Source organism: Pseudomonas sp. F01002, from assembly GCF_004402115.1.
Taxonomy (GTDB): Bacteria; Pseudomonadota; Gammaproteobacteria; order Pseudomonadales; family Pseudomonadaceae; genus Aquipseudomonas; species Aquipseudomonas frigoris.
The window spans coordinates 553,565-576,643 of the sequence record NZ_SOPU01000015.1 but is presented as its reverse complement, the minus strand read 5'-3'; the positions used below and the strand labels follow the sequence as shown (position 1 = coordinate 576,643).

At 60.4% G+C, this 23,079-nt stretch carries 20 protein-coding genes; 6 read left to right on the top strand and 14 right to left on the bottom strand.

What is annotated here, in order from left to right; genetic code table 11:
* Window positions 1-182: 182 nt before the first annotated feature.
* Both E3W21_RS12130 and E3W21_RS12125 read right to left on the bottom strand, forming a co-directional pair.
* Window positions 183-953 (bottom strand): response regulator transcription factor, encoded by a 771-nt coding sequence (locus E3W21_RS12130; protein ID WP_129438793.1) that lies wholly within the window; start codon window positions 951-953, stop codon window positions 183-185.
* A 379-nt stretch (window positions 954-1,332) separates the two neighbouring features.
* The gene (locus E3W21_RS12125; RefSeq protein ID WP_129438795.1) at window positions 1,333-1,803 is read right to left on the bottom strand and encodes a prepilin peptidase; all 471 of its coding nucleotides are present in this window, start codon (window positions 1,801-1,803) and stop codon (window positions 1,333-1,335) included.
* Between the two features lie 75 nt (window positions 1,804-1,878).
* Between E3W21_RS12125 and E3W21_RS12120 the strand changes: the two genes are divergently transcribed.
* Both E3W21_RS12120 and E3W21_RS12115 read left to right on the top strand, forming a co-directional pair.
* Window positions 1,879-2,319, top strand: a complete 441-nt coding sequence (locus E3W21_RS12120) for a TadE/TadG family type IV pilus assembly protein (RefSeq protein ID WP_129438797.1) — start codon at window positions 1,879-1,881, stop codon at window positions 2,317-2,319.
* On the top strand, window positions 2,316-5,069 hold the full coding sequence (locus E3W21_RS12115; protein ID WP_134419955.1) for a PAS domain-containing sensor histidine kinase: 2,754 nt from the start codon (window positions 2,316-2,318) through the stop codon (window positions 5,067-5,069). The genes E3W21_RS12120 and E3W21_RS12115 overlap by 4 nt, the downstream gene beginning before the upstream one ends.
* Here E3W21_RS12115 and E3W21_RS12110 read toward each other — a convergent pair.
* The 5 genes from E3W21_RS12110 to E3W21_RS12090 form a co-directional block, all read right to left on the bottom strand.
* Window positions 5,039-7,021, bottom strand: coding sequence for a pilus assembly protein TadG-related protein (locus E3W21_RS12110; RefSeq protein ID WP_134419953.1), 1,983 nt, complete (start codon window positions 7,019-7,021; stop codon window positions 5,039-5,041). The genes E3W21_RS12115 and E3W21_RS12110 overlap by 31 nt on opposite strands.
* Before the next feature lie 112 nt (window positions 7,022-7,133).
* Complete coding sequence (locus E3W21_RS12105) at window positions 7,134-7,691, bottom strand: DUF4136 domain-containing protein (RefSeq protein WP_134419951.1); 558 nt, start codon at window positions 7,689-7,691, stop codon at window positions 7,134-7,136.
* A gap of 54 nt (window positions 7,692-7,745) precedes the next feature.
* Window positions 7,746-8,360 (bottom strand): DUF4136 domain-containing protein, encoded by a 615-nt coding sequence (locus E3W21_RS12100; protein ID WP_134419949.1) that lies wholly within the window; start codon window positions 8,358-8,360, stop codon window positions 7,746-7,748.
* A 12-nt stretch (window positions 8,361-8,372) separates the two neighbouring features.
* The gene (locus E3W21_RS12095; protein WP_129438807.1) at window positions 8,373-9,122 is read right to left on the bottom strand and encodes a methyltransferase; all 750 of its coding nucleotides are present in this window, start codon (window positions 9,120-9,122) and stop codon (window positions 8,373-8,375) included.
* The gene (locus E3W21_RS12090) at window positions 9,122-9,424 is read right to left on the bottom strand and encodes a MazG-like family protein (protein ID WP_129438809.1); all 303 of its coding nucleotides are present in this window, start codon (window positions 9,422-9,424) and stop codon (window positions 9,122-9,124) included. The genes E3W21_RS12095 and E3W21_RS12090 overlap by 1 nt, the downstream gene beginning before the upstream one ends.
* 195 nt (window positions 9,425-9,619) lie before the next feature.
* Here E3W21_RS12090 and E3W21_RS12085 point away from each other — a divergent pair, with 195 nt between their 5' ends.
* Window positions 9,620-9,913 carry a hypothetical protein gene (locus tag E3W21_RS12085; RefSeq protein WP_109627794.1) on the top strand — a complete coding sequence of 98 codons (294 nt, stop codon included), beginning with the start codon at window positions 9,620-9,622 and terminating at the stop codon, window positions 9,911-9,913.
* A gap of 160 nt (window positions 9,914-10,073) precedes the next feature.
* Window positions 10,074-11,423, top strand: coding sequence for an MATE family efflux transporter (locus tag E3W21_RS12080; protein WP_046054514.1), 1,350 nt, complete (start codon window positions 10,074-10,076; stop codon window positions 11,421-11,423).
* On the opposite strand, the gene E3W21_RS12075 is transcribed toward E3W21_RS12080, so the two are convergent.
* From E3W21_RS12075 to E3W21_RS12045, 7 genes are all read right to left on the bottom strand, one after another.
* Window positions 11,417-12,292 carry an alpha/beta hydrolase gene (locus E3W21_RS12075; RefSeq protein WP_134419947.1) on the bottom strand — a complete coding sequence of 292 codons (876 nt, stop codon included), beginning with the start codon at window positions 12,290-12,292 and terminating at the stop codon, window positions 11,417-11,419. The two genes, E3W21_RS12080 and E3W21_RS12075, sit on opposite strands and share 7 nt — an antisense overlap.
* An 18-nt stretch (window positions 12,293-12,310) precedes the next feature.
* Window positions 12,311-13,093, bottom strand: a complete 783-nt coding sequence (locus E3W21_RS12070; protein WP_134419945.1) for a DUF4123 domain-containing protein — start codon at window positions 13,091-13,093, stop codon at window positions 12,311-12,313.
* Window positions 13,090-14,418 carry a contractile injection system protein, VgrG/Pvc8 family gene (locus tag E3W21_RS12065; protein WP_134419943.1) on the bottom strand — a complete coding sequence of 443 codons (1,329 nt, stop codon included), beginning with the start codon at window positions 14,416-14,418 and terminating at the stop codon, window positions 13,090-13,092. Before E3W21_RS12065 ends, E3W21_RS12070 begins: the two co-directional genes overlap by 4 nt.
* A 233-nt stretch (window positions 14,419-14,651) precedes the next feature.
* Entirely contained in the window at window positions 14,652-16,565 is a 1,914-nt protein-coding gene (gene speA, locus E3W21_RS12060) for an arginine decarboxylase (RefSeq protein ID WP_129438819.1), read from the bottom strand.
* A 214-nt stretch (window positions 16,566-16,779) separates the two neighbouring features.
* Entirely contained in the window at window positions 16,780-17,151 is a 372-nt protein-coding gene (locus tag E3W21_RS12055) for a translation initiation factor Sui1 (protein ID WP_007907444.1), read from the bottom strand.
* 273 nt (window positions 17,152-17,424) lie between these two features.
* Entirely contained in the window at window positions 17,425-17,982 is a 558-nt protein-coding gene (locus tag E3W21_RS12050) for an NUDIX hydrolase (protein ID WP_134419941.1), read from the bottom strand.
* A 3-nt stretch (window positions 17,983-17,985) separates the two neighbouring features.
* A complete protein-coding gene (locus E3W21_RS12045; protein ID WP_129438822.1) occupies window positions 17,986-19,053 on the bottom strand; it encodes a DUF2333 family protein in 1,068 nt (355 codons plus the stop codon).
* Window positions 19,054-19,340: 287 nt separating this feature from the next.
* Between E3W21_RS12045 and gcbA the strand changes: the two genes are divergently transcribed.
* Window positions 19,341-21,011, top strand: a complete 1,671-nt coding sequence (gene gcbA / locus E3W21_RS12040) for a diguanylate cyclase GcbA (RefSeq protein WP_134419939.1) — start codon at window positions 19,341-19,343, stop codon at window positions 21,009-21,011.
* A 52-nt stretch (window positions 21,012-21,063) separates the two neighbouring features.
* Window positions 21,064-23,010, top strand: a complete 1,947-nt coding sequence (locus tag E3W21_RS12035) for a methyl-accepting chemotaxis protein (protein ID WP_134419937.1) — start codon at window positions 21,064-21,066, stop codon at window positions 23,008-23,010.
* The last annotated feature ends 69 nt before the right edge of the window (window positions 23,011-23,079 follow it).

Sequence of the window (23,079 nt, the reverse complement as noted above, 5' to 3'; positions counted from 1 at the left end):
GCTTCCTTCCCACACTCGGTCGCCCTCATGCAGTTGCGCTTCGCTTCATTCGCTGTGGCCAGCTCAAGAGAGGACTTTCACCTCTAGGATGGCGCCCATGCTGGGCGCACAAGTGAGTCGCCGGAAGGGCAAAATCCTAAGCGGCCGTTACCGCAGGAATGGATAGGCACACCAACAAAAACCTAATGCGCAGTCACCCCCTGACGCAATCCAGAATGACCGGGTAACAAAGCCAGCGCCAACTGCGTCCGATTATGCATATGCGTCAACCGCAAAACCTGCGACACATAAAGCTTCACCGTGTTCTCGGTGATCCCCAACTCACAGGCAATCTGATAATTCGTCTGCCCCTTCCCCACCAACCGCGCTACCTCCCACTGCCTTGGCGACAGCTGACTGAAAATCGCCGGAATCTCAACCCGATCCACAGCGATGACATCCTCATCAGAACGCGGCCCGCGCCGAACCTTATCGAGATCCTGATACAGATCATCGATCGACTCGGCAAGATACTGCAGCTTCTGATCCAGATGCCCCAGCTGCACACTCTTCTGCCGTTCCTGCAAAACCACTGCCTGACGCGCAATCCCTTCGAGCAACTCATCCAGATTAATCGGCTTCTGGTAGTAATCGGCAAACCCGGCCCGCAAGGCCTTGATCACATCCTGCTTGTCCGCACGCCCAGTGAGCATGATTGCTTCAAACACACGGTGCTTGCCGGATAACCGTTGCAGCTCCTGAACCAGTTGAATCCCGTCCAGACCGGGCATGTGCAAATCGCAAAGCACCAGGCCAATCGCTTCGTCTTCATTGAAACGCTCGACTGCCTGTTTGCCAGTCTCGCAAGGAACGCAACGGTAACCGCGGCCTTCAAGAAACTCACAAAGCTGCGCGGCAATAAACGGTTGGTCGTCGACCACAAGGATTTTTACAGCCGAAGAAAGCTTGTTCACGCGCGACTCCCTGCGAGGTCAAAGTTGACCGTTCCTCTAGGGGGCGTTCTCAATTAGTTTCCCCGCCGCGTTGTCGCCTTAAAGCGGGCCAGGCAAGGCGCAGGCCGCCGGGAATGGTTGTTCCCTTTCCAAGGCCTGCAACGCAGCCTGGCCCGCTTTAAGGCACAACCCGAAGGGCCGGGCCTGCTGTTGTGCAGGGCTGCGTTGCTCGAAGCTTATTTGGAACGACCAAACCACGCTTCTCGCGCCTTGCCCTGCACAACAGCAGACCCGGCGCGGTGGGGAAACTAATTGAGAACGCCCCCTAGTGACAGCCACAGGCTGTACAACTACTGAATTGAAAGTAGACGTACTTTCCGACTCTGTATAGAACGGGCGACTAGTGAAACCAGGCGAGTGTGAGCAACAGGCCCACCAATACGAAGGGTGCAAAGGGCTGTTTCTTTGACATTCCAGGCCCCAGATATCGAAGATGACTTCTAAGCCCTTGCCCCATATGAAGCCAGACTCTTGGCGCCAGCAGCAGCCACAGCACACTGGCCAATCCGGCACCGATGAACACGCCAAGCAGGTGCATGCCGTCCGTCGCCAGACCCAGGCCAGTCATCAGTTTCACATCGCCTGCGCCCAAGCGTCTCAGCGCATAACCGGGCAAGGTAAAGGCCAGCGCCAGCAAAAAAGCCCAGCCGCCCTGCACCGCCTCGGCCCCCAGCCAGGTAGTGCCCGTCCACAAGAGATACGTTAGCGCCAACAGCGCTGCGCCAAGGGTCAGGCCATTGGCGATGTGCCGTTCTCGAGCATCCTGTGCTGCGCATAGCGTCAGCCAGATCAGTAGGACAAAGCTCTGCATCCGGTAAAAAACGTCCATTTTGGCTGAATGATTCTATGCTGATATCACGTGGTGAATATCAGGGTAGACGCAGTCATGAAAATAGGCCTCCCCCGTAAGCAAAAAGGCGCTGTAGCGATTGAATTCGCGTTGGTGTTTCTCATCTTTTTCGCCGTGTTTTATGGAATTGTCACTTACAGCTTGCCGCTGTTGCTGATGCAATCGTTCACCCAGTCGACTGCCGAAGCGGTGCGCCGCAGCGTGGCGCTGGATCCGAGCACCCCCGGATACGACACCGCGGTAAAAACCGTTGCCACGACAGAACTGAGCCGACAGCTGGCCTGGATTCCTGCCGCACTGAATTTCAATGTCGCCACCGACGCCAGCGCCACCTACGTGGGCGGGGTGTTGACGGTCACCATCAACTACCCCACCAGCAAACTGCAGCAAGTCATCCCGTTTCTGAACGTACCGGGAATTGGCCAAGTGCCCAATCTGCCGGCAAGCCTCACCGTCCGTTCGAGCCTGCAATTTTGAGTTCCGCAGACAAACTCTTCGGGCGCCTGCTCAACCGCCATCCGCCTGAGCCAGTGGACACGCCAGACACCCTGAGCGTGCAAAGTGTCGGTTTGCAGATGCATCTGGATGCCGAAGGTCGAGTGATTCATCTGACCGGTCCGTTGCGGCATGTGCTGGCCCAGCAGACGCCCGCAGCACAAGCACCGCACCTGCTCGATTTCCTCATGCCCCACAGCTGCCTCGCCGTTGAAGGCTCGCCCGTCGACTGGCAGGGACAGTCTCTGGACCTGGACTTTTACAGCCTCAACGGACAACCCCTGCACCTGCGTGGCTGGGTCCAGCCGTTGGCCGATGCCTGGCTGCTGCAGTTGCTGGACATCGGCGACTTGTTGCTCGATCGCCGGCAATCACGCAGCCGCGAGCAATGCCAATTACTCGCAGCGCAGATCGGCGAACAGTTGCGCCGATGCAACCTGACGCGCCTGCCCGAGGTGTTGATGGAACAGCTGCAAGGCCTGGCCCAGCGTTTCCACATGCCATGCATTGCGGTGGCGTTGCTCGATGAACAGGAAGAAGGCTGGCAGATACACCAGCATTACGCGGCCTTCGATGCGCCCCAGCTGTGGCAAAACGCTCAGCGCCTGGGCACGGGGCTCGACAGTCTGAGCGGCTCTGCGCCGCAATGCCTGACGCCCGCTGAACATCCCCGTTTGCAAGGCATCTTCGGTAATGCCGAAGGGTTCGCAGTGCCCTATCACGATGCTCAGGGGGTGGTCGCCTGGTTGCTGTGCGGCATTTATCCGGTGCAGCAACATGCGCCCGACCTGAATGATCGCGACTGGTTACAACTGACCGCCGCGCTGGCAGGCCCGTTGCTTGAGCGCTTGCGCGAGCACCGGCACCATCTGCAACTGGAACGGCTGGAGTCGCTGCAAGCCTTGCTCGGCACCGGATGGTGGGAGGTGTTCAGCGACAGTCGCGAGGTGCAGTTGGCGCCGTCGTTGGCCAGTAACCTGAACCTTGCGATCGATCGTTTGCCGCTGCACGACTGGCTGGATCGGGTGCACCCCGCCGACCGTGAAGAGTTGAGCAGTCGTCTGCAAGCCTTGCAAGACGACGGCACCCCGCTGCTGCTGTGCGTGCGTTTGGCACAAACGCCGAACTGGTATCGCCTGCAGGGCCAGGTCCTGGGCATCGGTAAAAACCGGCGGTTGGTGGGCTTCATGCTCGACATCAGCGACATCAAAAACCAGGAGCAAAACGCCGCGGCGGCCCATGCCCGACTGGACAACCTGATCGCCAGCTCACCGGCGGTGATCTACGTGCAGCGCTATGACGAAGGTGCTCTGCAACCGACGTTTTTCAGTGACAGCCTACTGCCGCTGCTCGGCTGGACACTGGCTGATTGCGCGGCGGGAGCCTTGGTTGAAAGGGTCCACCCGGATGACCGCGATCGGTACTTCGAACGTACCCGACATTTGCTGCGTGAAGGTTCGGTGCGCGCCCGCTATCGGCTGCGCGACAGTCGCGGCGAATACCATTGGCTACTCGATGAAGCCAAGCTACTGCGCGACGACCTTGGCTTGCCGGTGGAGGCCGTCGGCCTGTGGCTGGACGTCACCGAAGCAACCCTGGCCGCCGAACAGGTGAAGCAAAGTGAAGAACGTTACCGGATCCTGGTGGAAGACTCTCCGGCGATGATCTGCCGCTACCGCCCGGACCTGACCCTGACCTTCGGCAACCGCCCGCTGGCGACTTACCTGGAGTGCCAGCCCGAGCAACTGCCCGGGGTGAATCTGGGCAGCTGGATGTCGCAGGAACAGCGCGAAGCGTTTCTCCAGCGGCTCAGCCGACTCAGCCCGGAATTCCCGATCAGCACCGCAGAAATCAACCTGCAACTGCCGGGACGGGAACATGCCTGGTGGGTGTGGTCGGATCGCGGGGTGTTCGATGAGCACGGCCATTTGTTGGAGATTCAGGCCGTGGGGCGCGACAACACCGAGGTCCGCCGCGCCCAGCAGCAGCTCACCCAAAGTGCAAAAATGGCCACCCTCGGTGAAATGGCCACAGGGCTGGCCCATGAAATCAATCAGCCGTTGAATGTGATGCGCATGGCCATCGTCAACGTGCTCAAGCGTCTGAGCAACGGCGATGCGCAGATCGACTACCTGACCGACAAGCTCAACCGCATCGATGCACAGGTCCAGCGCGCCGCGCGGGTGGTGGATCACATGCGGGTGTTTGGCCGTCGCTCGGAGATCGAGCAACATCCGTTTAATCCGGCGCAAGCCATCGAAGGCACGCTGTCGCTGCTGGCCGAAGGGATGCGCGGCAAAGGGGTCGATCTGCGGGTCAGCGAGACCGGGTTTGACGTGCAAGTGCGCGGTTACGTCGATCAGCTCGAACAGGTGTTGATCAATCTGATGGTCAACGCTCGGGATGCGTTGCTCGGCAAACGCGAGGCCGACCGCGAGTTCAAACCGTGGATCTCGGTGTACGCCGAACGTGATGTGGATTCGGTGCGGCTGTGGGTCGAGGACAACGGCGGCGGTATCGATCCGCGGTTGCTGGAGCGGATTTTCGAGCCGTTCTTCACCACCAAACCCGTGGGTGTCGGCACCGGGCTCGGGTTGTCGGTGAGTTACGGCATCGTCGAGAACATGGGCGGAAAACTGAGCGTTAGAAACTCGGTCGAGGGCGCACGGTTTTGTATCGAACTGCCGATTGCCGCCGACGATCAGATTGCCAGCGTCGCTCGTCCTGAGTGACAACTGAGGTTGCCGCCGACATCGACCTTGTTCAGATCGATCCCCAGGCTGAGCAGCAGTGTGTTGATCAAGGTGTCGAGTAACGGGCTGAGCACGCTGTTGATCGCGTTGACCAGCAATGTGGTGACAGTGCTGAGGATTGCCCCCAGACCACCGACCAGACTGCCCGTCGGGCCGTACATGTTGACCTTGATGTTAGTCGCCGTGTCGGTAAGGCTGCTGACGATATTGCTGGTGGAATAGGAATAGTAGAACGGTGGCTGGTTGATCTCCGGCAGGCTGGTGGCCGGCGGTGCGGAATAGACGTGCGGCATGTTGGCGCTCTGTGCCACGGTGGTGTCGGCCATGATATCGATACCGCCGCCGACGCCTGGAATTCGCGGGTCGCAACTGACGGGTAAGATCAGGAACCGGCGGCAGGTTTTCACCCCGATATCGATCACCTTCAACGGCTGTACCACCACGGTGGGCGGCGCGGTGTTGCTGCCGAAAGCCGTGTTCGGATCGATCTTGCCGATTTTCAGCTTCACCAGTGAAGTGTTGGTATTGGTGGTCAGTGATTTGTTGGTGGCGCTGACGCAGCTGTAGGCGGTGACGTAACTGTCGGCGCTCGCAACGTCCAGTGCGACATCGAGCCTTACGGTACTGGAAAGCGGCACGATCGAGGGTGTTTCACAGGCCGCCCCCAGCGCGCAGGTCAGTGAATCAATGACACCGACCAGATTGAGATGCAGCAAGGCGTTCAAGGTATTGGTCAACGGTCCGGCAAGATCAGCCGCCGCCTCGAGCAAGGGTTGAATCGCACTCAGAATGGGCAAGTCGATCGACAGCAATGTACGCACCTGAGCGGTTTTCACATAGATCCGGTTGGGCCCCAAAGGGGCGAGCGCGGCGTTTTTCGGATTGCCGATGGCCGAGAGCTGTGGCGGCTCCAGTATCTGTACCCGAGCGGTGATTTGCGCGAGCCCCGCGAGGTTGATCGGCAGGGTCGCCACCAGGCCGTTTTTCTTGTTGGCCAGTTGCACGACCGCCTCGATCAGGTCAAACACTTTCAGGTTGGTCGCCAGCGCCGTCACGGTGCTGCCAGCCTCGACGTGCAGCACGTTGCCGAGTACGACGGTGGTTGCACCTGCCGCGACCTTCAGCGCTTGAAGGCTCGCAATGGTTGCGGTCGCGCCGAGTGTGCCGCCGGGGTCCAGCACATTGACGGCGGTCTGGATCAGCTGGCTGACGGCAATCGTATTGCCCAATACCTGGTTATACCCGGCAGCGCTGAGGTTAAGGTCGACCTTCAATCGATCAAGGTAGCCGAGCAGGCTGATGTTGGTGTTCACCAGTCCGTTCCAGCCCGCCGCGTTGATGTTCAGGTTGCCCCCGAGCAAACCACCGAACAGTGCGTTGAGCGTGGCCGATTTGCTGGTGTCGACGCTCAGCGTCGTGCTGCGCAGGGTCAGCGAAGCCTGCGGTGGCGGTAATGCGGCGACAGCGCTGGCCGTCAGGTTGATGGTCGCTGCGCGTGGAGCGCCACCGAACAGGGCGCCGACACCGCCGGCGAGGCTCTGCTGGACCGAATGGCTGGCGATCACCCGAATGGCTTCGCTCTTGCTCGGGTCGGCGCCAAATACCCGAAGGTTATTGGCATCCAGGGTCAAGGCGCCACAAGCGACCAGCAGATTGTGATTGGGGTCAGGAAGGGTGAAGCCATTACGGTTTGCGCTGGCGGTGGCATAGACGGTAGCGGTGTTGCCAGCGGCGCAATCCCCCCCTCGGGTGGAAGCTTCAAGTGCGGCCATGTCCGCTACGCGCTGCAGGTCACGTTTTTTCAGGTACAAACGACCGCTGTCGACCACGACCAGCAAGAACATCAGGGCCATGCCCAATGTCAGCGCCGCCATCAAACCGATCGCCCCCCGTTGCCGGGACGGGCTGCGAAACTGCAAACGGGGAGACATCGCACACTCCTTTGCCGGTGCACAGCCGAGGGCTACCTCCTTGGGTGAACAGCAGTGTAGTTGGGCTTTCCCGGGCTGCTCGCAGATCACAAGCAAAAGATCTTCCAGCTGTTTATTTGGGTGGGTAGTTGGCGAGAATTCGCCCGACCGTTTCGCGTATTGCAGTGCTGCGATCCGACGGGTTCGGTGTGCGGCTGAGTATCTGCTCGTCACTGCCGCGCCACACCAGTTTGCCGTCCTTGCCGTCGAGCAGGTCGATCTGGATGATCGCCACTTTGTAGCTGACGTTACGGGTTTCGTTGTACATCGGCCCACCCCAGTAGCCATTCCATGGATTACCCCAGGTGCCGCCGTAGTTGGTGGTCACTTGTTGCTGGCGTTGTTCGACGATCATATAAGTTTGCACGCTCAAATCGCCCTTTTGGCCACCTGCAGCCGGACGCAGGCCACGCTGATCCAGCTGATCGGTCACCGATTGGCGGATGCGTTGTTCAGTCAGGTCGCTCTTGATCCGTGGGTCATCGGGCCGATATTGCAGGGCGGGTTCTTTCCAGCTCCAGCTGCGATAGGCGGCGAAGTCGCGGCTGGCATCGAAGTCATGATTGACCTGGCTGCCGGCGCAGGCACTGAGCAGCACGGCCACAGCCAGTAAAGCGAGACGGCGGAACATGATATTTCTCCGGTTGAAGACATGAACCTGCGTAATGCTTCTTAACTACAGAAGCTAACTAGGAGGATACGCCGACATCGCCTTTTCTACAGCCTCCCGTATCGCATCGGCACGCTCGCTCTGGCTGCCGCGATTGCTGGTTTCGGCGCTGGCACTCCACACCGGTTGACCGCTCTGGGCGTCAAACAAATCAACCCGCACCACCACGACCTGTTCCTGATAAGTCCGAACGATCGGCACGGTGTTGTACATGCCGTAACCGCTGCCGTAGCGGTTGTAACCGCCATAGCCGCCGCCGGAATAACCATAGTCATCCCGAACCTGACGCAGGCGGGTTTCCAGGTGCAGTTCGGCGCTGACAAACAGGTCGGCCGGGCGGTTATCGTGCAGCGGGCGCAAGCCACGTTGATCGAGGGCATTGCTGACGGCTTCGGCGACCTGCGCCGAATCCGCCCAGGCGCTGCCCGGCGGCAGGCGCCCGTTGAGCCAGGCCCAACTGCGGTAGTGCCCGTAGTCGCGCGGCGGTGCCGGGTAGGCGCTGCGGTCAAAGGTGTTGGCCGCCTGAGGCGGCGCGGGTGGCAAGGGGTTGGATGACGCCACATAAGGGTTGCTGCCCTGACAAGCCGCCAACCCGAGACAGATCATCAATAACCCCGAACGACTGTTCATTTCACGCTCCGATCAGACCGGCCGACAGATCCAGTGCAAGTAACGCCCAAGCCCGGCAAAGCTTGGGTGACGACGGTGAGCCAGTTCCATTTCCAGCAAGTCCACCAGTTCGGCGCGGGCCTGGAATTCCACCGGCATGTAATCGTGAAAAACCCGCACCCCGCTCTGGGTTTCGACCTGCCACAGGCCTTCAAGTTGCGCCGCCAGTTCGCGCGGATCAAGGGGCTGCTGCGGAGTGAGGCTTTGCTTTTCGCCGGCCATGTCGTTCTTGCGCATCTTGCGGAAATGGCCTTTGAGCAGGTTGCGATAGATCAACGCATCGCGGTTGTAGAAGGCCAGGGACAACCAGCCATCCTGCTTGGTCAACTGATGCAGGACCGGCAGGATCGCGTGGGGTTCGGCCAGCCATTCCAGTACGGCGTGACACAGCACCAGGTCGTAGGGTTCGGTGAGTTGGCCGAGCAGATCCTGCCACGGCGCCTGAATGAACGTCGCTGTTTGCCCGGCGTCGGCAAAGCGCTGGCGGGCGCCTTCGAGCATCGGCTCGGCGGGCTCGGCCAGTGTGACCTCATGACCACGCTGGGCCAGCCACAACGACATGTGGCCCAGGCCGGCGCCGATATCCAGTACGCGCAACGGTCGGTCCGGCAAGGTTTCGGCCAGGTCGGCCTGAAGCACCGCCAGACGGATCGCGCCTTTGGCACCACCGTAGATTTTTTCGGCGAAGCGGGTCGCCAGTTGATCGAAATGACGGTCGCTCATCAGCTGAACCTCCGTTCGCTGTCCGCGAGTTTGCTGCGCACCACTTCATTCATGTCCAACCCCAACTCGCTGCACAGCAACAGTAGATAGAGCACGATGTCGCCGATTTCCTGCCCGGCATGGGCCAGTGTGTCCGCCGGCAACTGGCGCGACTGGTCTTCGGTCAGCCACTGGAAAATCTCCACCAGCTCGGACATTTCCACGCTCGCGGCCATGGCCAGGTTTTTCGGGCTGTGAAATTGCCGCCAGTCATTGCGGTCACGGATGGCGTGCAGGCGTTCGGTCAGTTCAACAAGGTTCATCGGGCTCTCCTGAAGGCGTATAGCTTCTGGGGGATGACGGGGGAAGGCAAGCGTCTCGGTGCGGCGCGGATCTTTGCACCATAATCAAAAGATCGCAGCCTGCGGCAGCTCCTACGGGAACTCGGCACCCTGCTCGATAGCCCAAGGCTCAAGTCCGGCAACCACGCCACCACTTTCATCAAGGACGCTCACGACATGCAGGTAGAAAGTTTTTTCGAATGGCTCGGCCAGGCACTCGGTTCGGTTATCCGTTTCATCGTTGACGGCCTCAGTGGCTTGTTCAATCTGTTGAGCCACGCCGGCAGCAACTTTGTCGAAGGGCTGTCCCGTGCGCTGGGCATGGACACGTCGATCATCAGCATCATTGCGCTGATTTTGGGGTTGATGCTGTTGTGGTCGGCGATTCGGGCGTTCATGAATGCGTCGATCATCATGGGGATTATCTGGTTGCTGCTGGGGTTGTGGTTGTTGAGCTGGATAATCCACTAACATCCACAATCCCCTGTGGGAGCGAGCTTGCTCGCGATGGCGTCGGCACATCCGGCATTACCTTGACTGACACACCGCTATCGCGAGCAAGCTCGCTCCCACATTGGATCGCGGCGTTTCCTAATGTGTCGCTACAATGCCGCTCCCCCAAGGAGCCTGCATGTCCAACCTGATCGCCGACTGGCGCGACCGCCCTACCCATCGTCGAGTCTGGGCGCTCGCCGCGCCGATGATTCTCTCGAACATTTCCGTACCGCTGGTGGCGCTGGTCGACAGCACCGTCATCGGCCACTTGCCCCACGCCCATCAGTTGGGCGCCGTCGCGGTCGGGGCCAGCCTGTATACCTTTCTCGCCTGGGCCATGGGTTTTCTGCGCATGGGCACCACGGGGTTCGCAGCACAGGCCGCCGGGCGTGGGGACGGCGCGGCATTGCGGCAGATCTTGCTACAGGGTCTGTTGCTGGCCATGGGCCTGGCCATTGTCCTGGGAGCACTGGGTGTACCGTTGAGCGGGGTTGCGCTGCATTTCATGCAGCCGTCGGCGGAGCTGGATCAGCTGACCCGCGAGTTTTTCCACACACGCCTGTTCGGTCTGCCGGCAGCGCTGGCCAGTTATGCGCTGGTCGGCTGGTTCCTCGGCACTCAAAACGCCCGGGCGCCGCTGGCCATTCTGCTGAGCACCAACCTTGTGAACATCGCGCTGAACCTGTGGTTCGTTCTCGGGCTGGAATGGGGGGTGGTCGGCGCGGCTCGAGCATCGGTGATCGCCGAATGGACCGGCGCGCTGATCGGCCTGCTGATGACCCGCAACGCCCTGCGCGCCTATCCCGGTCACATCGCCTGGGCCGCGCTGGCGTTGTGGCAGAGCTGGCGGCCGCTATTGGCGGTCAACCGCGACATTTTCATCCGCAGCCTGGCGCTGCAATCGGTGTTTTTTCTGATCACCGTACAAGGCGCGCGGCTGGGTGATGCGACCGTCGCCGCCAACGCGCTGCTGCTCAATGGATTGCTGCTGACCGCCCATGCGCTGGACGGCCTGGCGCACGCGGTGGAGGCCCTTTGTGGGCATGCCATTGGTGCTCGCGATCGAGAGGCCCTGCGCCGCTCATTGGTGGTGGCTTGCGGCTGGTCGTTGCTGGCGAGTCTGGGCTTTGCCGTGCTGTTCCTGTTCGCCGGGCATTTGTTTATCGAGATGCAGACCAACATTCAGAGCGTGCGCGACACGGCGTTCATTTACCTGCCCTACCTCGCCGCGCTGCCGCTGATCGCGGTGGGGAGTTACCTGCTCGACGGGTTGTTTATCGGCGCCACCCGTGCCCGGGAAATGCGCAACGGCATGCTGCTGACGGTGGTTTTGTTGCTGCCGTTCGCTTGGGCGCTGCAAGGTTTGGGCAACCATGGACTGTGGATAACCTTTCTATTGTTCATGTTGCTGCGCAGCCTGACCCTTGGCGCGTTTGCCTGGTATTTGCACAAAAACGACGGCTGGTTCGCAGGCAAAGCTCACTGAGTCGGCGTGGCTTTGACGAAGGCCGTGACCACATCCAGCACCGGAGCCAAACCGCGCATCGGCCGGGACAGCGTCGCCACCAGCGTGGCGTGGCTGGTGCGCGAGAAATACAGGTCCTGCACCGGCACGCCCGCCTCGCGCAGTTTGCGTGCCAGACCACCGGTGTTGCGGGCCGGGTTGACCAGCTCATCATCGCTCGCAGCGATCAACAAGGCCGGCGGCGCGCCACGACTGACATGGTTGATCGGCTGCGACCGGGGTGGTGAATCCGGCCAGAAAAACACCGGGCGCACCTGCGGATTCTTGATCGGCAGAAAATCATAAGGCCCGGCCAGGCCGATCCAGCCGCTGAGGTTGTGCGGCGACAGGCCCACCGCCCCCAGTAACCCGGGGTCCAGCGCCAGCATCGCGACGTTGTAAGCCCCGGAACTGTGGCCCATCAGGTACAACCGCTGTGGGCTCCCGGAATATTGACCAATGTGTTCATGGGTCCAGGCCACGGCCCGGGCGCCATCTTCAAGGAACAGCGGATAACGCACCTGCGGATACAACCGATAGTCCGCCAGCACCGCAATAATTCCCCGGGACGCCAAGGCCTCGCCGACAAAAGCGTAATCGCTGCGTGAACCGCTGTTCCAGCTGCCGCCGTAGAAAAACACCACCACTGGGGCGTTTTTCATGGGATGGCGCGGTGCATACACATCGAGTTTTTGCCGCGGGTCAGGACCGTAGGCAATGCCCTCGGTCTTGTCGTAGGTTGCGTCGGGAGTCAGCGCATTGAGCAACTTCAGCGGCGAGCACGCCGTCATCACGGCCAGCAATACGCCGCCGATTATCAGGCTGAACAACCGCTGTGTGGTGCTCGCCATCGATGTTGAACCTCGTGTTCAGGGTTGATCGTTCTGCCACAGGTTGCGCAGGCTATCGAGACGCTCCTGCTGGGTGAGTCCCGGCAATGCGTGCCCAGGCAAAGCGCCGGGGTACTGCAAGCGTAGCCATAACCAGTCATCGAGTACCGGGCGCTCGGTAAAATCCAGCGCCAGCCCTTCCTGCACGTGGGACCACAGCGTGTTGTAGTCAGTCCCTGTAGATCGACTCCAGTGCCAGGCATGTTGCTCCAGCAGGCAGGTTTGCAGTTTTTCCTGCTGACGAGGACTGAGGTTTTCTTCCACTGCCAAAGGGCTGACGGCAAGCCCCGGATTGACCAACTGCTGCCAGCCCTGACTGCCGATCGCGCGGTCGGCCCACGTCCCGCCGAACCAGCGCAATTGGCTGAAAGGACCCAGCCAGCGACTCAGCTCCTGCGCATCGCAGGCATCGAACAAGTAACTGGCCGTTTGCGGGTTGTAGTAACTCAACAAGGCTCGATGATGCAGACCGAACGTGACCGTGAGCATGCGGCGCAAATGCTCCAGCAACAGAGGCGACGACACCTCGCTGGCCATCAGCAAGCCTCGCCAGAGGGGCACTTCGCTGTCACATAACCCGACCAGCGCAGGGCATGTCCGAAGGTCGATCAGGGCCGGGCCGTGTTCACGCAACGCATGCCACTCAGTACCTTCGAACAACCAGAACCACCGGGCATGTGGAAACTTCTGTTGCAGCATCGCCCCCGCCTGTGGCGCACCCGGTACATCCAGCAATAGCCATTGCGGGGTCGCGGCGATCATGCCGCACCGCTCTGGCCAAACTGCATCGCTGCCCGGCAGGTGCAGAGGGCCTGCGTGCAATGGCTGAAACTGCCGCCACCGGGCAGCAGACATAGCAACATCAATGGCTCGCTCGATTGCAGAAACTCCAGCAAGCCCTCGACGTCATCTGTCGCGGATGTGCGCGGTGCGCCGACCTCCTCAGCGCCTTCAACGGACGAAGGGGCGTGAAGAAACCCGGTAATCAGCGGCTGATCCGGATCCCCCTCGATAAAGCTCACCACCACCTCAGCCCCCTCACTCAACTGCGTGACTGCCGCGTCGCCCAGTTCAGCGGCCAACGGCAGCCAACAGTGGCTGGGCGCCGCACCCTCGCCCTGATAGAGCCAGTCAAATTGCACGGCAACCGGTCTGGACGGATCGGGGCGTGACTCATCAATGTCGACCACCCAGGCCCGTTGCAGGCTGTGCATTCTGGGTTTCACAGCAGAATGAGGTGACACAAATGGCACCTCCCCGTGAATCGCGCGGATCTGGTTGCTGTAGGACGCCGTTAAATCCTGGCTGCCCTGATGCTCCACATGGGTCAGCAGCCAGAGATGATTCCAGTCGGCAATCGGATGGCCGGACAGCGGCATCAACTGACCGCTGCGCAGCGCCGTCAAGTCCGTCCGACCTTCGGCAATCGGCGCGGTTCGTTGCCCAGCGCACCCCAGAAGCTTGAACTGACGCACGGCCGATTGCTCACTATTTACATTGAAGACCGCGCGTTCACCGAATCGAAAGTGCCCCTGACCATCACCGAAAACCACGCAATGCCCGCGCTCGCCGTGTTCGAAATGGTAGTGAAGCCGTTCCTGGGCACACAGACGCTGGATAAATTGCAGGTCTGATTCTCGGTACTGCGTACAGAAATCACGGGGCGGGTAATCGCCACTCAGCTCAAAGCGCCGACTCTTGCCGGCAATACCGTGCTCCTTGAGCACCTGACTGAGGATTTGCGGCACCGAGCGCGCGCTGAAAATTCGCTGGCTAAAGCGCAGGGAAAGGCACGCCAGCTTCGGCCCCAGACGTACGCGGCAGAGCCTGACAGCCGGGTCATGATCACGCTGGACGAGTTCATGCAATTGTCCGTGAAAGCCGTTTCCCGCAGGCCCGACATGCAAAAAGGCCGGACGGTACAGCAGGCTTGCAAGGTCGAGTGTCGGGTCATCGATCAGCAGATCCATGTCGAACACAAAAGGCTCGCTGATGGCTTCACTACCGGTAAACGCCAAGACCTCAAAGGGGTCGGGCAGACCCTCTACATCCAGACGAAATGACGGCTCGTTGACTGGATCGAACATCGGCGATTCTCTACAGGAGGGGCGGCCGGGGATTCTCTCCGAGAGAGTTGGCCGAGTAGAGTGCCGAAGTACAACTTAGGAAATGACCTACGCGAAAAGAAGACCACATCGCTTGGATGGCCAAGAATGTAAGTCATTTCGCTTGAAATCAGAGAGGCATCCCACCAAGTCATCTGAAATTTCCGCTACGTGCGGAACATTTTCAGACAACTTGATGGGAGCGGTGCCTTACCTCAAGAAGACAGGTAAGAGGAACGGGTCAGACCAAGACGTAGCGCGTCGAGGAACTGGGTACGCTCGGCGGCGGTGATGCGGGCACTGGCGCATTTGTCGCGGTAGTGGGTCATCAACTCTTCCGGCGACAAGTGCACGTAGCGCAGCATGTCTTCGATGGTGTCGTGGGTTTCGATACCTGCGTGGTACACGCTGCCGTCAGCGTTCTGGTAGATGTTCACCGAGTCGGTGTCACCGAACAGGTTGTGCATGTCACCGAGGATTTCCTGGTAGGCGCCGACCAGGAAGATACCCAGCAGGTAGTCTTCACCGTCGTTCAAACCGTGAACCGGCAGGCTGGTTTCGATGCTCTGCTCGTCGACGTATTGCTTGATCTTGCCGTCGGAGTCGCAAGTCAGATCTTGCAGTACGGCACGGCGCAGCGGCTCTTCGTCGAGACGGTGCAGCGGCAGGATCGGCAGGACCTGGCCGATGGCCCAGGTGTCCGGCAGGCTCTGGAATACCGAGAAGTTGCAGATGTACTTGTCGGCCAGCTTGTCGTTGAGTTCGTCGAGCACCTGACGGTGCGAACGCTGACGAGCCTTCAACGAGTTGTGCAGGCGACGGCACACCGCGAAGTAGCATTGCTCGGCCAGGGCTTTCTCGGCCAGGGTCAGCTTGCCATCGGCGTACTGGGTCGCAATGTCGCTCATGTAGTGAGTGGCGCGCCAGTAGGTTTCGGTGACCATCTCGATGTCGGTCGGACCCAGCAGGTCAACCAGCCACTGCACGGTTTCCGGCAGTTCTTCCTTGTTGTCGATCTGCGGCACGTCGTCGTTGTGTTTCTCGACGTCGGTCACTTGCACCACCAGCATCGCGTGGTGAGCGGTCAGGGAACGGCCGCTTTCGGAGAAGATGTTCGGGTGCGGCAGGTTCTGCGCGTCGCAGAATTCCTTGAGCATCCCGACCACGACACCGGCGTAATCGTCCATGTCGTAGTTGATCGAGCTGGCGTTACGCGAGTGCGTACCGTCGTAGTCCACGCCCAAACCGCCGCCGACATCGATGTGATCCACCGGCAGGCCAAGGTTGCGCAGTTCGCCGTAGTAACGAATCGCTTCCTTGAAGCCGTGCTGGTAGTCCGCCAGGTTGGCGATCTGCGAGCCCATGTGGAAGTGCAACAAGCGAATGCCCTGATCCAGGCCAGCCGCGCGGAAACGCTCGACCACCGACAGCAGTTGCGCCGCCGACAGACCGAACTTGGATTTCTCGCCACCGGTGTCAGCCCATTTGCTCGACGCCAGGGATGACAGACGCACGCGCAGGCCTACCTGTGGCTTGACCTTCAGCGAGGCGGCTTCTTCGATCACCAACCCGACTTCGGATTCTTTCTCGATCACGATGAACACGTTGTGGCCGAGCTTCTGGCCCATCAGCGCCAGACGAATGAATTCGCGATCCTTGTAACCGTTGCAGACGATGGTGCCGCCCTTCGGCGCCAGGGCCAGCACGGCCAGCAGCTCAGGCTTGGAGCCGGCTTCAAGACCAATGGACACGTCTTGGGTCGCGATGATGTTCTCGATCACCGCTTCTTGCTGGTTCACCTTGATCGGGTACAGCGCGGTGTACTTGCTCTGGTATTCCAGGCGCTCGATGTTGGCGTCGAAGGCGCCGGTCAGCTGACGCACGCGGTCTTGCAGAATGTCAGGGAAACGCACCAGCAACGGCAAGGACAGGCCGCTTTTACGCAGCTGGTCGACTTGCTCGAACAGGTCGATAGGCGAACTGGCCGGACCGTTCGGACGAACTTCGACGCGACCGGCGTCATTGATCGCGAAGTACCCGGCCCCCCAATGGCGAATCCCGTAAACACTGCGGCTGTCCGCAACTGTCCATTGGCTGCCATCGTCTTTGCGTGTGCGTCGTACGGACATTGAAGTCCCCTATAAAGAAGTCATAGAGCGTCGCCTGGGTTCAGGCCGGCGCAGTCTAAAGAATGAAAATGACGGTTCGTCAACGAGGGGATAGACCTCGCTGACCGCAGTGAGTTTAGAAACCGGTCAGAACAGGCTCTGTGAAAACCATGTAGACGACGCCAGACCTGCTGTCAGGACTGGATCAAGCCGAGGGTGGTTTTCACAGAGGCTGCTAGCCGCCGGACTTCTTCGCTTTGAAACCGTGTTTGATCAGCTCGGCCAAGAGTAGCTCGACATGATCGCCCTGGATTTCAATGATTCCGTCTTTCAATGCACCACCGGTCCCGCAACGTTTCTTCAACGTGGTCGCCAGGTCCTTGAGTGCGTCTTCGGCCAACGGCACGCCGGTGATGGTGGTCACCGTCTTGCCGCCACGGCCCTTGCTTTCGCGACGCACGCGAGCGATGCCGTCGCCGGCCGGGATAACGGTCTGTTTGCAGATGCAGGCATCCACCGGTTGACTGCAATCCGGGCAATGACGACCTGCGTCGGTGGAAAATACCAGGCCACCAAGGGCGGCGAAGGATGCGGCTTTTTTGGCCACCGGCAATCCTCTTGGGAGGACAAAGACTGGTCGCGGCAACTTGGGCAAGTGCCATCGACCGCGAAGCCCCACTCAGGCAGGGGCAGCGCTACTGAAACGGTACAACTCTGTGTATGCGTGTAGGAGCTGTCGAGTGCAACGAGGCTGCGATCTTTTGATTTTGATTCAACGGTAAAATCAAAAGATCGCAGCCTCGTTGCACTCGACAGCTCCTACAAGGTCGCGCAGTGTAACGGCAAAAAGCCGACTTGCTAAGAGCCAATCGGCGCCAATTTATGCCTCTTTTGCGATGTCCGACCCACGGGCCCGAAGATACCGCTTCAACGCGGCCAGAGAGTCCGGGCAATAAGGCTTTTGCTGGATTTCCAGCAGGACCTGGTCGACGGGGATGAAGCGCGCTTCAAGGACTTCTTCGGGTTGCAGGATCAATGGACCGTCCCACACCGCCGAAAACGCCGAACACCAGAGCCGATTACCGGTGTCTTCGAAGAAAAAGTGATCATGGGCAGTCAGTTCCACACCGCTCACGCCCAGCTCTTCCTCCAGCTCGCGGGCAGCCGATTCGGCGTAGGTTTCGCTAGCGAGCACCATCCCCCCCGCCGCCACATCCCAGAAACCTGGATAAATGGCTTTGCTCCGCGTGCGTCGATGCACGCAGAGTTCACCGGCGCAATTGAACAGCATGATGTAAGTGCCGCGCCCGATCAGCCCGCGTTCACGCAGGTCGGAGCGGACCAGGGCGCCGAGCAGGTTGTCCTGCTCGTCGACCCAGGCGATCTGTTCGGCATCCGAGGCCGCGCGGTGCGCGACCTCTCTGGCGCTATCGACCATGACTTAGCCCTGATTGAGCAATTGACGCAAATCGATCACTGCGGCGTTGGCCCGGGAGATGTAGTTGGCCATGACCAGCGAATGGTTGGCCAGCACCCCGAAGCCGCTGCCATTAAGGATCATAGGACTCCAGACCGGTTCCTGCGAGGCTTCCAGTTCACGAATGATCTGACGCACGCTGACCGTGGCGTTCTTCTTGGCCAGAACATCGGCGAAGTCGACTTCGATGGCGCGCAGCAAGTGAGACAAGGCCCAGGCCTGACCGCGAGCTTCATAGAACACGTTATCGATTTGCATCCACGGGGTCTCGACGATCTCTTCGTCGACCTGCGGCACCTGACCCGGAGCCAGGACTTCGGTTTTCAGCGCGGTGTTGAGCTTGACCCGGCCTACGCTGGCCGACAGCCGTTGCGACAGCGAGCCCAAACGAGTACCGACATCGCCCAGCCAGTTGTTCAGGTTGTCGGCGCGAGCATAGAACAGCGCGCTTTTCTGACTCGGGTCGGACAGCCGCGCCTGATAACGGCTCAGGGAGTTGATGCCTTCCTGGTATTCGGACTCACTGGAGGGCAGCACCCAGCTCTTGTTGTCGAAGTTGAAGCGCGGCTCGGCCTTGGCCAGGTCAGCATCTTCGGTGGACTGCGACTGCGAACGGGCGAAGTCTTTACGCATGGCACGACTCAGGTCGCGGACCTGGACCAGCACGCCATATTCCCAGCTCGGCGTGTTGTCCATCCACAGGCCCGGCGGGAAACGGTCGTTGGAAATATAACCACCCGGTTTGCTCAGCAAAGTACCGGCGACGGTCTTGAGGGTTTCGACCGTGGTGTAGCCGATGACCATTTGCTTGCCTTCTTTCTCGGCGGCCATCTGGGCATTCTTCTGAACCGGGAACAGCGCAGGTTCCTGGCTCCAGTACCAGCCCAGCGCAATAGCCACCAACAAGTAAATGGCAATCAGAGTGGCCAGCGCCCGGCTGAACAACAGGCCACCCAAGTAACTGCGGGTGGCCGATTTCGGTTCAGCGGCACGTTCAGGCGCGCTGCCCGCGCGGTTCTTCCAGTCCAGCATGGCGATATCCTTTCAATCACTTGAGTTCATCGGTTCGACCACAACCCTATCTCATCGTGCCTCGTTTGCCGCGCATTAAATCCTGCGCAAACACCTACCCGCACAATGGCCACGATCGACGGCCACTATAAGTGAAGCACAGCGCCGAGCCTATGCGACCAGTCGGTCAGAAACTGAATAAGGTCGCTTTACAGTTAATTGATGTACGACACTCATGCGATGGAAAAGAGGTGCTAGCATAGAGCCACCAGTCGATCTCAGCATGCACCCTAACTAGTAGTCAGGATATGACCGAGCCAGAAGACCCCAGCCGTGAGCGCCTCAAGCACCACTTTGCCCAGCGGGTAATTCATCAGGCACGTCAAATTCTTGAGATATGGCAGCGCCTGCAACGCAGCGAGTGGTCCACCACCGACTTATCGGAACTGAGCGAGGCCAACCTGCGCCTGCTGCGTTTCGCCGAACGCTTCGATCAACCTGAACACACCCAACTGGCACGCCACATCGGTCAGTCGCTGGAGGCTGTCGACGCCAATCGCGGACGCCTGAGCAGCGGACTGATCACTGACCTCAATCGTTTGATGCAGCGCCTGTCGCGCACCGGTCTGCGCCACGGCGACCAACTCGAACAAACCTTCCTGCCGCCGCTGCGCAAGCCGGTCTACGTGATGCTGCAGGATTACGACCGCGCCGAGCGTCTGGCCAAGCAGCTGGAATTTTTTGGGCTCAGCGCGCAAGCCCTCGACAGCGTTGCGGCGTTCCGCTCTTCGATGGTCGAGCGCTTGCCTGCGGCGATCGTCATGGACGTGGACTTCAGTGGCGCCGGCATCGGCCTGAAACTGGCTGCCGAAGCCCAGGAAGGCCTTGATCATCAATTGCCGCTGTTGTTCTTCAGCCTGCACGAAACCGACACCCCGACCCGCCTCGCCGCCGTGCGTGCCGGTGGCCAGGAATTCCTGACCGGCACCCTCGAAGCCTCGAACCTGCTGGAGAAAATCGAAGTCCTGACCTGCGTCGCCCAGTACGAACCTTATAAAGTGCTGATCATCGACGATTCCCGCGCCCAGGCCCTGCACACCGAGCGCCTGCTCAACAGCGCCGGGATCGTCACGCGGACCTTGATCGAGCCGATCCAGGCCATGGCCGAGCTCGCGGACTTCCAGCCAGACCTGATCATCCTCGACATGTACATGCCGGCCTGCACCGGTACTGAACTGGCCAAAGTGATCCGCCACAACGACCGTTACGTCAGCGTGCCGATTATTTACCTGTCGGCCGAAGACGATCTGGACAAGCAGCTCGACGCCATGAGCGAAGGCGGCGACGACTTCCTGACCAAGCCGATCAAGCCCCGACACCTGATCACCACCGTGCGCAACCGCGCGGCGCGGGCGCGCAATCTCAAGGCGCGGATGGTGCGCGACAGCCTGACCGGCTTGTACAACCACACCCACATTCTGCAATTGCTCGAAGACTGTTCGTTCCGCGCCCGTCGCGAGAACAAGCCGCTGAGCTTTGCGATGCTCGACATCGACCACTTCAAACGGGTCAACGACAGCCACGGCCACCCCATGGGCGATCGGGTGATCAAGAGCCTGGCGCTGTTTCTCAAGCAACGCTTGCGCAAAACCGATTTCATCGGCCGTTACGGCGGTGAAGAATTCGCCATCGTCATGCCGGACACCGATCTCGAATCGGCCCACAAAGTGCTCGACGAAATCCGTCGACGCTTTGCCGAGATTCACTACCCGGCTCAACCGCAGGACCTCTGGTGCACGTTCAGCGCCGGGGTGGTGGAACTGTGTGAAAACTCCGACAGCCTGATGATGGCCAGCCAGGCAGACGAAGCGCTGTACCGCGCGAAGGACGCCGGACGCAACCGCGTGCAGGCTGCGCGGACGTCAAAGCAAAGTGCCACCTTTTCATCGGAATCGACCCATTCGGTCATAACCCTGTAACACAAACGCAATAAATTCAGGCGCTTACCATTCTGCCGCTGGTAGACCCGCGATGCGCCTGAAGCTGCTGACCAATCTCAATACCCTCCTTTTAGTCGCCGTGTGCGTGGCCCTTGGCGCCACACTGTGGTGGTCGCAAAAAGCCCTGGAGCGCCCGTATCTATTGATGGAGCGTTACCTGGGCTTGTCCCAGCAATTTCAAAATGAAGTCGCGCGCAACATCGAGGACTACCTCGCCAGCGGCGATGCCCTGCGCCTGAGCAGCGCCAGCCAATCCATCGACAGCCTGCAAAAGGACCTCGACGAGTTGCCGCCAGCGTTAGCCGACACCTTGCGCCCGAGCCTGTCGAACCTCGAAGAATTCAGCAAAACCGACTTATTGGCCGCCGGCAAACTCGCGGGCGATCCACAAGCGCTGCTGCTTCAGGCCGAACGCGAACTCGGCGCCAGCCTCGATCAGCTCAGCCAATACGCCAGCGCTAACGCGGCGTATCTGACGCCGTTGCTCGCCGCCTCACAGCACTTGGGCAAGTTGTCTCTGGCCCGGGACAAACTGGTCAGCAGCGGGCGCAGCGAATTGGCCGCCGATGTCGAGCGTGAAGTCGCCAACATTCGCACTCAGGCTGAGTTGCTGGGCGCCTTGCCGTTGCTCGGTGTAGCCAGCAGCAGCGAATCCGGCACCGATGATTTCGCCGCGATGATGGGCCTGGAGAACACCGAAAAGGCCGTTGCCGAAGATGCGGGCGTCGGCCTCAAGCGTGAACTGAACAGCCTCCTCACTCGCTACCCGGCCGAACTGGCGCGCACACGTGACCAGATCCAGAAACGCACCGACCTCAGCGCCGCCACTCACCTGAAAATCGCAGCCGTGCAGCAGGCCATCGCCGGACTGGAGCCGGTGGTTCGCGCCCAGCACGGACAGATCCAGGGCGAAGTGCGGCTGATGCAAGGGGTGATGATTGGCCTGATTCTGCTGATTGCTTTGCTGATCGACACCTTGCAACGGAAACTGGCCCGGACGCTGACCAACCTCGCCCCGGCCCTTTCGACCTGGGCTGAAGGCGACTTCAGCCAGGACATTCAACTGGGTAAAACCAATCGTGAACTGCACGACATTGAAGCGTCGCTCAATCGCTTGCGCGCCTATCTGGTCGACCTGGTAGGGACCATTCGCCTCAACGCCGAGCAGGTCGCCGGTAGCAGCCGAACCCTGGCCGAGTTGAGCAATGACCTGCACAGCGGCGCCGAACATCAGGCCGGTGACACGGCGCTGATCCGCGATTCTCTCGGCGAACTGGAAGCGACCATTCAACAGGTTGCCGGCGATGCCAGCCAGGCGGCCGACGCCAGCCGCCATGCCGGGCTGGCGGTGGAGCACGGCCAGAAAGTCATCGGTTTGAGCCTCACCGGGCTGCACGCGCTGGTCGGCGAAGTGCAAGGCAACGCGCAAATGATCGAACACCTGGCCGAGGAGTCGGCAACCATTGGCGGCGTGCTGACGGTCATCCGCTCGATTGCCGACCAGACCAATCTGCTGGCCCTGAACGCCGCCATCGAAGCGGCCCGAGCCGGGGAAATGGGTCGAGGGTTTGCGGTGGTGGCCGAAGAAGTTCGTTCACTGGCACAACGCACCGCTGGCGCCACAGCAGAGATCCAGACCCTGATCGCAGGGTTGCAAATAGCCGCGCGACAATCGGTGGAAGGCATGCGCGCCCAGGTCGAACACGCCGAAGCCACTGCCAATCAGGCCCAGGCCGCCGACGGAACGCTGGATAAAATCGTCGGCGCGATCCAGACCATTTCCGACACCGCCGTGCGCATCGCCGATGTCACCGCCCAGCAGAGCGGCGCCGTCAGCGAGATCCGTGATCACAGTGAGCGGATCCACCAATTGGGTGGGGATAACTTGCTGCGCATTGGTCAGGGGCGTGAGCAAGGGGAACATTTGTTGGTGCTGGGTGGACGACTGCATACAGCCGTCCAAGCCTTCCGCGTCTGAAAGATCGCCTTCGCGAGCAAGCTCGCTCCCACATTTAACCGAGCTCGTCCATGGAGGCGCGGTCGAATG